The following is a 14,345-nucleotide window of genomic DNA, read 5'->3' as shown; positions in this document are numbered from 1 at the left end:
GTGATATCTTCTTTTAAACAGCGAGCAATATCACTTAATTTAACAGATTGAGCTTCCATTAATCCATATATCATTTGAAATACAAATTTATATTGAGTTTTATTTAAATCTGAACAAATATTATCAACAAAATTATTAATTTTCCTTTTAATTTGGTATATAAGTTTGTTATAATAAGACATGAGTTAACCCTCTTTTCTTTAGTATTTTCTGCTTAATTTAATTATACCAAAGAATAAGGGGGTCAACTCTTTTTTTGTACAATTTATTAAATCTGTTGATAAATGTATGGCTTCGTATTTTCTTATCCACAATTTCTTTTTTATTTCCTTCTCAAAAAAATGGGGAAACTTAAATAAGAAAAATATTGTCAAAATAAAAAAGGTATGGTATACTACTTAAAGTGAAATTACACACACTTGAAGATTCCTTGAAATGTGCCCTATGGGTCTTCTTGGAAGATGATTCAGGTGGAGGAATAAAACAATGGAGGTGTTTTAATATGGCAGTAATTACTATGAAGCAACTTCTAGAAGCAGGTGTTCATTTTGGACATCAGACTAGAAGATGGAATCCAAAGATGGCTGAATATATCTTTACTGAGAGAAATGGAATTTACATTATCGACCTTCAAAAAACAGTTGAAAAAATAGAGGAAGCATATAAGTTTGTTAAAGAAGTTGTAGAAAATGGAGGTCAAGTACTTTTTGTTGGTACTAAAAAGCAAGCACAAGAATCTATTCAACAAGAAGCAACTAGATGTGGCATGCATTATGTAAATCAAAGATGGTTAGGCGGTATGCTTACTAACTATAAAACAATCAAAAAAAGAGTAGATAGATTACACGAATTAAAAAGAATGGAAGAAGAAGGTACTTTTGATGTGCTACCTAAAAAAGAATTAATTAAATTAAGACATGAAGCTGAAAGATTGGAGAAATTTTTAGGTGGAATTAAAAATATGAAAGGCCTTCCAGATGTATTATTTGTAGTAGATCCAAGAAAAGAAAAAATAGCTGTTAAAGAAGCTAGAACTCTTGGCATTCCAGTTGTGGCTATTGTAGATACTAATTGTGATCCAGATGAAGTTGATTATGTAATTCCAGGTAATGATGACGCTATTAGAGCAGTTAAACTATTAACACAAACAATTGCAAATGCTGTATTAGAAGGAAAACAGGGAGAACAGGATAACGAGTAAAAAAAGTAAGGTAAGGGTTGGAAGGGAGCTTATCCCTTACTGCTCTTACCTTTTTAATTATTAATAATTAGGAGGGGATAAAATGGCTGTAACAGCTTCTATGATTAAAGAATTGAGAGAAAGAACAGGAGCAGGTATGTTAGATTGTAAAAAGGCTTTAGTTGAGGCGAATGGCGATTTAGAGAAGGCAGTTGAAATATTAAGAAAAAAAGGATTATCAAAAGCCGCTAAAAAAGCAGGTAGAATAGCTGCTGAAGGTATTGTAGATTCTTACATACATGGCGGAAGAATAGGTGTACTTGTAGAAGTTAATAGTGAAACAGATTTTGTTGCTAAAAATGAAGAGTTTAAACAATTTGTACGTGATATAGCTATGCAAATTGCTGCACAAAGTCCTAGATATGTATCAAGAGAAGATGTGCCAGCTGAGGTAATTGAAAAAGAAAAAGAAATTTTAAGACAACAGGCTTTAAATGAAGGTAAGCCTGAACACATTGTTGAAAAAATGGTAGAAGGACGTTTGGAAAAGTTCTATAAAGAAGTATGTCTATTAGAACAGCCATTCATCAAAGATCCAGACGTAACAATTAAAGACATATTAACAGAAAAAATAGCAAAAATAGGAGAAAATATAAAAATAAGAAGATTTGTTAGATATGAAGTAGGCGAAGGAATTGAGAAAAAACAAGAAAATTTTGCAGAAGAAGTAGCTAAACAAATTAAGATGTAATTTTTATGGAGAACACAATGTGTTCTCCATTTGAATACTATTGTTTCTAATTATTGTATAAATTTTTAATTTTGAAGGATTATATAAAATAATATAGAATAAAATATATAGGAGTGTTCAAATGAAAGGGGTTAAATATAAGAGAATTATACTTAAATTAAGTGGCGAAGCATTAGCTGGAAATAAGGGATTTGGTATCGATAAAACTACAATAATGAATATAGCAAGGCAAATAAAAACTTTAAATGAACTTAATGTAGAAACCTCTATAGTAGTAGGTGGGGGTAATTTTTGGAGAGGAAAAAGCGGCGTAGGAATGGATAGAACGACCGCTGACTATATGGGTATGTTAGCAACAGTAATAAATGCATTAGCTATGCAGGATGCATTAGAAAGTTTAGGAGTATATACTAGAGTACAGACAGCAATAGAAATGCGACAAATAGCAGAGCCATATATTAGGAGAAAAGCTGTAAGGCACCTAGAAAAAGGTAGAGTGGTAATTTTTGCAGCAGGTACCGGTAATCCTTATTTTTCGACAGATACTACAGCTGCTTTGAGAGCAGCAGAGATTGAAGCAGAAGTAATATTATTAGCTAAAAAAGGTGTTGATGGAGTATATGATTCGGATCCACTGTTGAATCCGGATGCAAAAAAGTTTGAAATAATTGAATATAAAGATATTTTAAACTTAGGATTAGGTGTTATGGATTCAACAGCAGCATCATTATGTATGGATAATCAGATACCAATTATAGTTTTTGGTATCGAACAGCCAGAAAATATTGTTAAAGTAGTTATGGGTGAAAAAATAGGAACTCAAGTAAGGGAGGTTTAGATATGTATTTAGAAATTCATAAAACGGCAGAAGAGAAAATGAAGAAAACTTTAAAAGTTTACAAAGATGAAATTACAGGTATTAAGGCCGGTCGAGCTAATCCAGCTTTGTTGGACAGAATTATGGTTGACTACTATGGGACACCAACACCTCTTAAGCAAATAGCAAATATTTCTGCTCCAGAGCCTAGGCTTTTAGTTATTCAGGCTTGGGATGCTAATGCAGTTTCAGCTATTGAAAAGGCTATTATAAAATCAGATTTGGGTTTAAATCCATCAGTTGATAATAAAGTTATAAGATTAAACATACCACAACTTACAGAAGAAAGAAGAAAAGAATTAATTAAACATTTAAAGAAACTAACAGAAAATGCAAAGGTAGCAATAAGAAATGAAAGAAGAGATGCGAATGAACATTTGAAGAAGATGGAAAAAACGGGAGAGCTAACTCAAGATGATTTAAGAAAAGCAGAAGAAGAAGTTCAAAAACTAACCGATAAGTACATTGAAGAGATTAATAAATTATTTGAGAAGAAAGAAAAGGAGTTATTGGAGGTATAATAATAAATTGCAATATAATAATTTATTAGGTTATAACTTAATAGATGCAATTGAACTCATAGAGTCGGATAAAAAAATAGAAATAATAAATACATATGGGTTAAACAGAACATTAAATACAAATCTTGAAGATATAAGAATAATACAAGTGCTAGAGAAAAAGGATTGTTTAGTTTTAAAAGTAGGATTTTTTTAGTCCCCTTCTTTATTGAGAAGGGGTTTTTAATGATTGAAAATGGAGGTTATTAGATGTTTGGGAATACACGTGAAGAAATTTTAGAAATAGAAAAACTTAAGAATTTGGTAGATAAAAATAAATTACCAAGGCATATCGCAATAATAATGGATGGAAATGGAAGATGGGCTAAAAAAAGATTTTTGCCAAGAACTGCAGGACATAAAGAAGGAGTTGAAAGAGTAAAAGAAATAGTTAAAGCATGTGGAAATTTAGGTATCGAATATTTAACACTATATGCTTTCTCGACTGAAAATTGGGCGAGACCTAAAGATGAAGTGGATACCTTAATGAAATTACTGGTAGAATATTTAAGAAAAGAGTTAGATACACTACATAGGAATAATGTAAAAATTAAAGTTTTAGGAAATATTGAAAGACTACCAGATTTACCTAAGAGTGAGATAGTTAGGGCTATTGAGAAGACTAAAAATAATAAAAAACTTATATTGAATATAGCGTTAAATTACGGTTCAAGAGACGAAATTATAGAAGCTGTTAAAAATATAGTACATGATGTAAAATACAATAAAATAGATGTTGAAGAAATAAATAAGGAAATTTTCAAAAAATATTTATATACAGGTGACCAACCAGATCCAGACCTTTTGATAAGAACTAGTGGAGAACAAAGAGTGAGTAATTTTTTATTATATCAAATTGCTTATTCAGAGTTTTATTTTACAGATACATTATGGCCAGATTTTAAAGAAGAACATTTATATAAAGCTATTCTTGAATATCAAAAAAGAGAAAGAAGATTTGGGAAAATATAGGACGGTGATTTTTTGAAAAATAGAATTATTAGTGGAACGATTGGATTCTTATTACTTATTACTATAGTCATAAAAGGGGGATTTTTACTAAATTTATCAGTACTTATTGTAGGGCTTATTGGCCTATATGAATTTGATAAAACAGTGAGAAAAATAAATGTGAAACCATTAATATTTTTGAATTATTTTATAACAATTATTTTATTTATTTTAATGTATATAGATAGTCAATCATATATACTTTTTTCGCTAATTGTTTATTTTTTTATCATAATGTTGTTTTTTGTACTTAATAAAAATATAAATATAAATGACATTGGTGCTACTATTTTTAGTGAAATATATATAGCTTTCCTACTATTTCATATTATATTGTTGAATGGGAACATTATGATTTGGTTAGTATTTATTACAGCTTGGGCAACAGATACATTTGCTTATTTTACAGGAATGTTATTTGGTAAAAGAAAATTATGTCCACATCTTAGTCCTAAAAAAACTATTGAGGGCGCTATTGGAGGGATTTTAGGTTCTTTAATTGTAACTTTGTTATTTGTTAAATATATTGGCTCAACTGACTTTATAAAATTTGCTTTGTTAGCTGTTATAGCATCATTATTTGCTCAAATTGGAGATCTTACTGCATCTAAAATTAAAAGGATATGTGGAGTAAAAGATTATGGGAATATTATGCCAGGTCATGGGGGAGTATTAGATAGATTTGATAGTATTTTATATACAGCACCTATTGTATATTATTTTATTAAATTGTTGTTATAACAAATAGTAAAGTTAGGAGTGATAATTTGAAAAATATAAGCATATTAGGCTCCACTGGTTCAATAGGAACACAAACTTTAGAGGTTATAAATGAATTAGATAATTTTAAAATAGTTGGATTATCTGCAAATAAAAATATTGATTTATTAGAAAAACAAGCTTTGAAATATAAACCCAAAATTGTAGCAGTATATGATGAAAGTAGAGCCAGAATACTTAGAGAAAGGCTTAATATATACAATATAAAAGTAGTAAGCGGTATGGATGGGTTAATTGAAGTTGCAACTGAAAAAGAAGCTGATATTGTATTAACTTCGGTTGTCGGAATGATTGGACTTTTACCTACATTAGAAGCAATTAAATCTGGTAAAATAATTGCATTAGCAAATAAAGAAACATTAGTAACAGCAGGAGAAATAGTAATGAGGAAAGCAAAAGAAAATAATGTTGATATTATTCCTGTTGATAGTGAGCATTCTGCTATTTTTCAAAGCTTAAAATCCGGAAAAAAGGAAGAAGTGGCAAAAATAATTTTAACTGCTTCAGGAGGTCCATTCAGAGGTAAAAAATTAAAAGATTTAGAAAAAGTAAGTGTTTCAGATGCATTAAAGCATCCAAATTGGTCTATGGGAAGAAAAATTTCTATTGATTCAGCAACATTAATGAACAAAGGTCTTGAAGTTATAGAAGCTAAATGGCTATTTGATGTAGATATAGAAAATATTGAAGTTATTATACATCCACAAAGTATAATTCATTCAATGGTTGAATTTATAGATGGATCAGTAATAGCACAATTAGGAGTACCCGATATGAAAGTGCCGATACAATATGCTTTAACATATCCAAAAAGAAAATATAGTAACATAAAAAAATTAAGATTAACTGATATTAAGGAATTAACATTTGAAGAACCAGATTTAAATACATTTCCTTGTTTGAAATTGGCATTTGAAGCTTTAAAACAGGGAGGTACGATGCCAAGTGTTTTGAATGCAGCTAATGAAGTAGCGGTAAAATTATTTTTAGACAAAAAAATTAAGTTTTTAGATATACCAAAGTTAATAGAAGAAACAATGTTAAAACATAAAACAATTTATAATCCTAATTTAGATGATATAATAGAAAGTGATAAATGGGCTAGAGAAAGTATTGTATCAAAATATGATAGATAGGTGGTGTTAGCAATTGCTTACAGCCGTTACTGCTATATTAGTATTTTTTCTAGTAGTAATATTTCATGAATTTGGACATTTTATTGTAGCTAAATTGGTAGATATAAAAGTTCATGAATTTTCGATAGGTATGGGACCAAGATTAGCGAAAATAAAAAAAGGTGAGACCGAATATTCAATACGTATATTACCAATAGGTGGATATGTTAGAATGGAAGGCGAAGATGAAGCATCAAACGATTTGAGAAGTTTTAATAATAGACCTATTTTGTCAAGAGCAGCGGTATTATTTGCCGGAGCGTTTATGAATTTTGTTTTGGCTATAATAGTGTTTAGTATAATAGCTTATGTTATTGGGGTTCCTACCACAACGATTAATAAAGTTACTCCAAATTTCCCAGCAGAAATTTCGGGATTGAAAAGTGGGGATAAAATTATTCAAATTAATGATAAACCAATTACGAAATGGGAAGAAATAGTATCTGAAATTAATAGAGGGAAAAATAAAGAATTAGAAATTACAGTATTAAGAGAAAATGAAAAAAAGAAATTTATTGTAAAACCTGTTTTAGATAAACAATCTAATAGACTTATGATAGGTATAGTGCCAAAATCTAAAAAATCTGTGTTGTATTCGATAAAAATAGGAATTGAACGTACGATTTTTGTTATCGGTATGATGTTTAAGTTTTTCCAAATGCTTTTTCAAGGCAATGTAAGTACTAAAGATGTAGTTGGCCCTGTTGGAATTATATATATGGTTGGAGAAGCGGCGAGAGTAGGGATTTTAAATGTATTATCGTTAATAGGATTAATTAGTGTAAACTTAGGATTTTTCAATTTATTACCGATACCAGCGTTAGACGGAAGCAGATTGATGTTTCTTCTTGTTGAATTTATAAGGAAAAAGCCAATAGAACCTGAAAAAGAAGGATTTATACATTTTATTGGATTTGTTTTTTTAATGATTCTTATGATAATAATCGCTTATAAAGATATTATTAGATTTAATGTTTTTAGGTAGGTGTTGTTATGAGAAGAAAAACACGAAAAATATTCTATGGTAACGTAGCAGTAGGTGGAGACTCTCAAATTACTGTTCAATCTATGACTAATACAGACACAAGGGATATTAATAGTACGGTAAAACAAATAAAGGAACTAGAACACGAAGGGTGCGATATAATAAGGGTATCTGTTAAAGATATTGAATCTACTAATGCTTTAAAAGCAATAAAAAAACAAATAAATATACCTTTGATAGCAGATATACATTTTGATTATAGATTAGCGATTGAATCTGTGAAAAATGGTGTAGACGGTTTAAGAATAAATCCTGGGAATATAGGCTCGAAAGTTAGGATAAGAGAAGTAGTAAAAGCATGTAAAGATTACAATGTACCAATAAGAATAGGGGTTAATTCTGGTTCTATAAGTAAAGAATATATTAATAAGTTTGGTGGAGTAAATGAAGATGCAATGGTATATAGTGCATTAGACCATATTAGAATTCTTGAAGATATGGATTTTAGAGATATAGTGGTTTCGTTGAAATCTTCCGATGTATATTTAACAGTAAGAGCTTATAAGAAAATGGCAGAAGAAGTTGATTATCCTTTTCATCTTGGAATAACTGAGGCTGGTACTGTTTGGAAGGGAACTATTAAGTCATCGATAGGAATAGGAGCTCTTTTACTTATGGGAATAGGAGATACAATTCGAGTATCATTAACAGGTAATCCAGTTGAAGAAGTGAAAGTAGGAAAACAAATTTTAAGGTCTATTGGATTACTTAAAGATAGCGTAGAGATAATATCATGTCCTACTTGTGGAAGAACTGAAATAGATCTTATTAAATTAGTAACAGAAGCTGAAAAAAGGCTAAAAGATATCAATAGACCCTTAAAAATTGCAATAATGGGATGTGCTGTGAATGGACCTGGAGAAGCTAGAGAAGCTGACTTTGGAATTGCTGGTGGGAAAGGGAATGGATTAATTTTTAAAAAAGGGGAAATCATAAAAAAAGTTAAAGAAACTGAGTTACTAGATGAACTTATTAAAGAAATTAACAAACCATAAATGTTAGGGGGAGAAACAAATGGATACAATAACTACCATTATACCAGCTTACAATGAGGAAAAAACTATTGGAAATGTTTTGAGTGTAGTTAAAGAAATAGATTTAATTGATAGGATTATAGTAGTTAGTGATGGATCAGAGGATATGACTGCACAAATCGCAAGAAGTTTTGGTGTTGATGTTATAGAATTAAAGGATAATGTCGGCAAAGGTGGAGCGATAAAAAGTGGAGTAGATAGAACGAATGGGGAAATTATACTATTTTTAGATGCAGATCTTATTGGACTTAAACCGAGGCATGTATTAGATTTACTAATGCCAGTTATTAATGAAGAATGTGATATGTCAATAGGTATATTTAGTAATGGAAGATTTGCAACTGATCTAGCACAAAAATTAACGCCTTATTTGTCAGGGCAAAGGGCTATAAGAAGATATATAATTGAAGGAATTTCTAACATTGATGTGGTAAGATATGGGGTTGAAGTAGCATTGACAAGATATGTTTCTAAAAATAATATAAAGACTAAAGAAGTCTATCTAGACAATGTAACCCATGTCATGAAAGAAGAAAAATTAGGAGTTGTAAAAGGATTTACAGCCAGACTAAAGATGTATCGAGATATAGCAAAATATATTAGTTTAGTAAATTTGAAGAAATAGGTGCATAACCATGTTGACAATCAAACAAATCTTTATCAGGCTTTTTTTGTCAATTTTACTTTCAGGATTAATTGGAATAGAAAGAGAAAGTATACGAAGGCCCGCCGGTTTTAGAACACATATTTTAGTATGTGTAGGTTCTACTTTAGTTATGTTAACAGGAATATATATAGTCGATTTATATAATTATAAAAGTAATATGGATGTAACTAGATTAGGAGCACAGGTAATTAGCGGAATAGGCTTTTTAGGGGCAGGAACTATTATCAGAGAAGGAATGTCCGTTAAAGGATTAACTACAGCTGCTGGTTTATGGGCAGTGGCTTGTATTGGAATAGCTATTGGATCTGGATTTTATGTAGCAGCTATTTTAACAGCATTATTAGTATTTGTTACTTTATTAGCCTTTACTAAATTTGAAAAACGTATTAAAATGAGAAGAAATTATGTTTATATCAGAATAGTATCAGTTAATCAACCAGGTCAACTTGGAAAGATAGGATCAATTACCGGAAAGTATGGAGTAAGTATAAAAAATATCGAATTAGAATCACAGGATAATAATATGATAGTTATTACTTTACTTATGCAGATACCAGATAAATCTGTTAAACTTGATCTATTAAACGAATTAACTGGAATTGAAAATATATTAGAGGTATATGAGTGTTAAAGTAAGAGGAGGCAACTATTTAAATGAACTCTTTTGAAGATAAATATTTTGGAAAGAAAATGGCAAAAGTAAATATAAAAGTTCCAGAACCTATTTATTCTACCATTATAGAAAAAGTTAAATATAGTTCCCAAAATAATTCATTAGATTTGCTTTTAAGTTCTAAAGAAATATTAAATTTTAGCGAGTTAGAAAAAATCAAATTAGAATTAATAAATAAAATTAAGGGTTTAGATAAAATCAATTTTTTGATTAAATATATAGAACAAGGTGAAAATTTAAAAGTAATCATTAAAAAGTTTTGGAATAATATTATTTTTTTAATTCATAAGGAAATCCCTTCGAGTATAGGTTGGACGAATAATTTAAAGTGGAGTGTAGAAAGAGAAATACTGTATTTACATTTGGAAAATGAATTTATTTATAAATCATTGGTTAATAAGAAGATAAATGAAATTATTGAAAAAACATTACTAGATAATTTTGGATTAGAAATAAAAGTTAATTTTATTTATGAAGAAGAAAGTGCTGATATTAGATTATATAATGAATTAAAAGAGAAAGAGGAGAAAAATTTTATCATAAAAATAACAGAGAAACAAAATAATGAAAAGAGTAATAATGATAAAAAAAGTAATATGGAACAAGTAAAAAAAATAAATGGTGGAAGTTTAATTTATGGTAAAAATTTTGATGATGAAACTATAAAAATTTCTGAAATCAATACCAATACAGGTTTGGCTACTGTTGAAGGTGAAATTTTTGATTTAGAAATAAAGGAGTTAAAAAATAATAAAAAACTCTATGTATTTAATATAACAGATTATACAAATTCGATAACTGTAAAGATTTTTGCTAATGATAAGGTTCAAGAAAAATTAAACTTAAATATAAAAAACGGAACTTTTGTCAAAATAAATGGAGATGTTGTCTATGATACTTTTTTAAGACAAATAATAATCATTGCTAAATCTATTAAACTAGCTGAAAAAAATAAAAGACATGATACATCAACTGAAAAAAGAGTAGAGTTACACGTACATACACAAATGAGTGCAATGGATGGAATGTCAAGTTTTAGTGATATAGCTAAAAGGGCAAGTGAATGGGGACATAAAGCTATAGCTATAACAGATCATGGTGTAGTTCAAAGTTTTCCTGAAGGAATGGAAGCTGCCGAAAAATATGGAATAAAAGTATTATACGGAGTTGAAGGCTATTTAGTAAATGATAGCAAATTAATAGTTTCTAATTATAATAAAGAAAAATTAGATTGTGAATATGTTGTTTTTGACATTGAAACAACAGGCTTATCGCCTTTTAATGATAAAATTACTGAAATAGGAGCAGTAAAGATTAAAGGAAATCAAATTATTGATAGATTCAGCCAATTAATAAATCCTGAAATTGAAATACCTGAAAAAATAGTTAAACTTACTGGTATAAATAATGAGATGGTAGCCGATAAACCAACTATAGAAGAAGTTCTACCAAAATTTTTAGATTTCATAAATGGCTGTGTTTTAGTAGCACATAATGCTTCTTTCGATGTGAGTTTTATTAGAGTAAATTGTAATAAATATGGTTTTAAACTTGCTAATCCAATTTTAGATACTCTAGAATTATCTAGAAATTTATTCCCTAATCTTAAAAGTCATAAATTAAATGTTTTAGCTAAACATTTAAATGTAAAACTAGAAAATCATCATAGAGCAGTTGACGATTCAGAAGCAACTGCTAAAATATTTTTAAAATGCTTATTGATGTTGAAAGAAAAAGGTGTTTCTGAATTGTCAGAAATAAATACTGTATTTAGTAATAATAATTTCAAAACTAGTGAAACTTATCATATTGTTATTTTTGCAAAAAACCAAAGAGGACTGAAAAGTTTATATAAGATAATATCAGAATCACATTTAAAATATTTTCATAGAAAACCTAGAATACCTAAATCTTTACTTGCAAAGTACAGAGAGGATTTAATATTTGGGACTGCTTGTGAAGCAGGTGAGCTTTATAAGGCATTATTGAAAGGAAAAGATTTTAATGAGATTAGGGGAATTGTTAATTTTTATGATTATTTAGAAATACAACCAGTAGAAAATAATTTACATCTTATTAGAAATGGGATAGTAAAAGATATAGAAGAGTTGAAATTGATTAATAAGAAAATAGTAGAACTAGGAGAAAAATTCAAAAAACCTGTAGTTGCTACTGGAGATGTACACTTTTTAGATCCTCATGATGAAGTATATAGAAGAATATTAATGCATGGTCAGGGTTTTTCAGATGCAGATAATCAAGCACCTCTATATTTTAAAACTACAGATGAAATGCTGAAAGATTTTGAATATTTAGGAGAAGATAAGGCTAAAGAAGTTGTTATATATAATACAAATTTGATATCAGATATGATAGAAGATATTTTACCTATTCCTAAAGGAACTTTTCCTCCTAAAATTGAAGGAGCAGAAGAAGAATTAAGACAAATGACATATGAGAAAGCAAAAAAAATATATGGAGAAAACTTACCTAGTATTGTAAAGGGACGTTTAGATAGAGAACTTAATTCAATTATTAGTAATGGGTATGCTGTTCTGTATATTATTGCTCAAAAATTGGTAACTAAATCTTTGAGAGATGGATATTTGGTTGGTTCAAGAGGATCGGTTGGTTCATCTTTTGTTGCTACGATGAGTGATATTACAGAAGTCAACCCTTTGCCACCTCATTACGTGTGTCCTAATTGTAAGAATAGTGAATTTATTACTGATGGTTCTGTTGGTTCTGGTGCCGATTTACCGGATAAGATATGCCCGAAATGCGGAACGAAATATAATAAAGATGGACATGATATTCCTTTTGAAGTGTTTTTAGGGTTTGAAGGAGATAAAGAACCGGATATAGACTTAAACTTTGCTGGTGAATATCAACCAATAGCGCATAAATATACAGAACAACTGTTTGGTAAAGGATATGTTTTTAGAGCTGGTACTATAGGAACTATAGCAGAAAAGACTGCATATGGTTTTATTAAAAAATATTTTGAAGAAAAAGGTATAGCGGTCAATAGTGCAGAAATAAATAGACTTGTTAAGGGATGTACAGGAATAAAAAGAACTTCTGGACAACATCCAGGAGGATTAATGGTTGTACCAAATGATAAAGAAATTTTTGATTTCTGTCCAATCCAATACCCTGCGGATGACAAAAGTTCAGGAGTTATAACTACACATTTTGATTATCATTCTATAAGTGGTAGAATCTTAAAGCTTGATATTCTCGGTCATGATGTTCCTACAATAATTAAAATGTTAGAAGATTTAACAGGAGTAGATCCTCAAAAAATACCTTTGGATGATGAACAAACTATGAAAATTTTTACTAGTACCGAACCGTTAGGAATATCCAAAGAAGAATCTGGATTTGAAGTAGGAACTTTAGGTATACCAGAATTTGGAACTAAATTTGTCAGACAAATGTTAATTGATACTAAACCAACAACATTTGCTGAGCTAGTAAGAATTAGTGGTTTATCTCATGGTACTGATGTTTGGCTTAATAATGCACAAGACCTAGTAAGAGATGGAGTAGCGAAATTAAGTGAGGTAATTTCAACCAGAGATGATATTATGCTCTACTTAATCTATAAGGGTCTAGATAAAAAAAGATCATTTAAAATTATGGAAAAAGTTAGAAAAGGTAAAGGGTTATCGCAGGAAGATGAAGATTATATGCGAGAAATGAATGTACCAGATTGGTATATCGAGTCATGTAAGAAGATAAAATATATGTTTCCAAAGGCACATGCAGTAGCATATGTTATGATGTCGTTTAGAATAGCATATTTTAAAGTCCATTATCCAGAAGCATTCTATGCTACTTATTTTACTTCTAAAGCGGCTGATTTTGATGCGGAATTAATTACAAAAGGTCCAGAAATAATTAAAAAGAAGATAACGGAATTAGAAGAGTTAGGTAATTCTAAAACAGCTAAAGAAAAGAACTTATTAACAGTATTAGAAGTAGCTCTTGAAATGTATTTGAGAGGATTTAAGTTTTGTAAAGTAGATTTGTATGAGTCTGATAGCGATAAATTTATTATAACTAAACGAGGCATACTACCTCCATTGAAATCTTTACAAGGTGTAGGAGAGAATGCTGCAAGAAGTATTGTAAAAGAAAGGATAAATGGTGAATTTTTATCTATTGAAGATTTAGTTAATCGCACTAAAGTAACCAAAACAGTAATTGAAGCTTTGAAAAACCATGGATGTCTAGAGGATATGCCAGAAAGTAATCAACTAAGTTTACTTCAATTCGTAATTTAAGATATTGATAAAAAGTGCCGATAAATAATATATGATGCAGATAAGTAGAAAAGACAAAGAAAAAATAATAGAATCAATTAAAAATGGAAGAATTGATGCAGCTGATATAAGTTTTCCAAATTTAATAGACGATATAATAATGAAAATGAATAGAAAGGGGTTAATAAAGGATTTAACAAAAGCATTCAAAGATAAGCGAAAGAAAAATAAGCACATACCAATGGAAAATATATTAGCTTTATCAATTGCAGCAAAGATGAAGATAAAAACAAGTTTAACAGATATACCATATGCTATAACAGA

15 protein-coding genes are annotated in these 14,345 nt (G+C 29.3%); 14 read left to right on the top strand and 1 reads right to left on the bottom strand.

What is annotated here, in order from left to right; all coding sequences use genetic code 11:
* Window positions 1–182, bottom strand: a 182-nt coding sequence (locus BUB51_RS09135; RefSeq protein ID WP_200791924.1) for a hypothetical protein, incomplete at its 3' end; no start/stop codon positions are given.
* 320 nt (window positions 183–502) lie between these two features.
* Between BUB51_RS09135 and rpsB the strand changes: the two genes are divergently transcribed.
* The 14 genes from rpsB to BUB51_RS09065 form a co-directional block, all read left to right on the top strand.
* On the top strand, window positions 503–1,201 hold the full coding sequence (rpsB, locus tag BUB51_RS09130) for a 30S ribosomal protein S2 (RefSeq protein ID WP_035162646.1): 699 nt from the start codon (window positions 503–505) through the stop codon (window positions 1,199–1,201).
* Window positions 1,202–1,283: 82 nt separating this feature from the next.
* The gene (gene tsf / locus BUB51_RS09125) at window positions 1,284–1,931 is read left to right on the top strand and encodes a translation elongation factor Ts (RefSeq protein WP_073197246.1); all 648 of its coding nucleotides are present in this window, start codon (window positions 1,284–1,286) and stop codon (window positions 1,929–1,931) included.
* Between the two features lie 121 nt (window positions 1,932–2,052).
* On the top strand, window positions 2,053–2,769 hold the full coding sequence (pyrH, locus tag BUB51_RS09120; RefSeq protein ID WP_073197245.1) for a UMP kinase: 717 nt from the start codon (window positions 2,053–2,055) through the stop codon (window positions 2,767–2,769).
* A 2-nt stretch (window positions 2,770–2,771) separates the two neighbouring features.
* On the top strand, window positions 2,772–3,329 hold the full coding sequence (gene frr, locus BUB51_RS09115; RefSeq protein ID WP_035162652.1) for a ribosome recycling factor: 558 nt from the start codon (window positions 2,772–2,774) through the stop codon (window positions 3,327–3,329).
* 7 nt (window positions 3,330–3,336) lie between these two features.
* Window positions 3,337–3,525: a hypothetical protein gene (locus tag BUB51_RS09110; RefSeq protein WP_073197244.1), complete on the top strand. Its 189-nt coding sequence runs from the start codon at window positions 3,337–3,339 to the stop codon at window positions 3,523–3,525.
* Between the two features lie 53 nt (window positions 3,526–3,578).
* Window positions 3,579–4,340 carry an isoprenyl transferase gene (locus BUB51_RS09105; RefSeq protein ID WP_073197242.1) on the top strand — a complete coding sequence of 254 codons (762 nt, stop codon included), beginning with the start codon at window positions 3,579–3,581 and terminating at the stop codon, window positions 4,338–4,340.
* Between the two features lie 12 nt (window positions 4,341–4,352).
* A complete protein-coding gene (locus BUB51_RS09100; RefSeq protein ID WP_035162656.1) occupies window positions 4,353–5,120 on the top strand; it encodes a phosphatidate cytidylyltransferase in 768 nt (255 codons plus the stop codon).
* Window positions 5,121–5,146: 26 nt separating this feature from the next.
* Window positions 5,147–6,295: a 1-deoxy-D-xylulose-5-phosphate reductoisomerase gene (locus tag BUB51_RS09095; RefSeq protein WP_073197240.1), complete on the top strand. Its 1,149-nt coding sequence runs from the start codon at window positions 5,147–5,149 to the stop codon at window positions 6,293–6,295.
* Between the two features lie 13 nt (window positions 6,296–6,308).
* Entirely contained in the window at window positions 6,309–7,319 is a 1,011-nt protein-coding gene (gene rseP / locus BUB51_RS09090) for an RIP metalloprotease RseP (RefSeq protein ID WP_073197238.1), read from the top strand.
* 8 nt (window positions 7,320–7,327) lie between these two features.
* Complete coding sequence (ispG, locus tag BUB51_RS09085) at window positions 7,328–8,374, top strand: flavodoxin-dependent (E)-4-hydroxy-3-methylbut-2-enyl-diphosphate synthase (RefSeq protein ID WP_073197236.1); 1,047 nt, start codon at window positions 7,328–7,330, stop codon at window positions 8,372–8,374.
* Between the two features lie 19 nt (window positions 8,375–8,393).
* Window positions 8,394–9,038: a glycosyltransferase family 2 protein gene (locus BUB51_RS09080; protein WP_073197234.1), complete on the top strand. Its 645-nt coding sequence runs from the start codon at window positions 8,394–8,396 to the stop codon at window positions 9,036–9,038.
* 46 nt (window positions 9,039–9,084) lie between these two features.
* Window positions 9,085–9,711, top strand: coding sequence for an MgtC/SapB family protein (locus BUB51_RS09075; protein ID WP_242945579.1), 627 nt, complete (start codon window positions 9,085–9,087; stop codon window positions 9,709–9,711).
* A 23-nt stretch (window positions 9,712–9,734) separates the two neighbouring features.
* Window positions 9,735–14,042, top strand: a complete 4,308-nt coding sequence (locus BUB51_RS09070) for a PolC-type DNA polymerase III (protein ID WP_083599577.1) — start codon at window positions 9,735–9,737, stop codon at window positions 14,040–14,042.
* Window positions 14,043–14,073: 31 nt separating this feature from the next.
* Window positions 14,074–14,345 (top strand): hypothetical protein (locus BUB51_RS09065; RefSeq protein WP_278294243.1); only part of this gene is annotated, 272 nt, incomplete at its 3' end.

This window comes from Caloranaerobacter azorensis DSM 13643, assembly GCF_900129995.1.
Lineage (GTDB): Bacteria > Bacillota > Clostridia > Tissierellales > Thermohalobacteraceae > Caloranaerobacter > Caloranaerobacter azorensis.
This window is presented reverse-complemented; position numbering and strand designations above follow the sequence as displayed.

Excerpts from the sequence above, each read along its gene's own strand:
- rpsB (WP_035162646.1), top strand. The coding sequence starts at position 503 with ATGGCAGTAATTACTATGAAGCAACTTCTAGAAGCAGGTGTTCATTTT.
- tsf (WP_073197246.1), top strand. The coding sequence starts at position 1,284 with ATGGCTGTAACAGCTTCTATGATTAAAGAATTGAGAGAAAGAACAGGA.
- pyrH (WP_073197245.1), top strand. The coding sequence starts at position 2,053 with ATGAAAGGGGTTAAATATAAGAGAATTATACTTAAATTAAGTGGCGAA.
- frr (WP_035162652.1), top strand. The coding sequence starts at position 2,772 with ATGTATTTAGAAATTCATAAAACGGCAGAAGAGAAAATGAAGAAAACT.
- BUB51_RS09105 (WP_073197242.1), top strand. The coding sequence starts at position 3,579 with ATGTTTGGGAATACACGTGAAGAAATTTTAGAAATAGAAAAACTTAAG.
- ispG (WP_073197236.1), top strand. The coding sequence starts at position 7,328 with ATGAGAAGAAAAACACGAAAAATATTCTATGGTAACGTAGCAGTAGGT.
- BUB51_RS09080 (WP_073197234.1), top strand. The coding sequence starts at position 8,394 with ATGGATACAATAACTACCATTATACCAGCTTACAATGAGGAAAAAACT.
- BUB51_RS09070 (WP_083599577.1), top strand. The coding sequence starts at position 9,735 with ATGAACTCTTTTGAAGATAAATATTTTGGAAAGAAAATGGCAAAAGTA.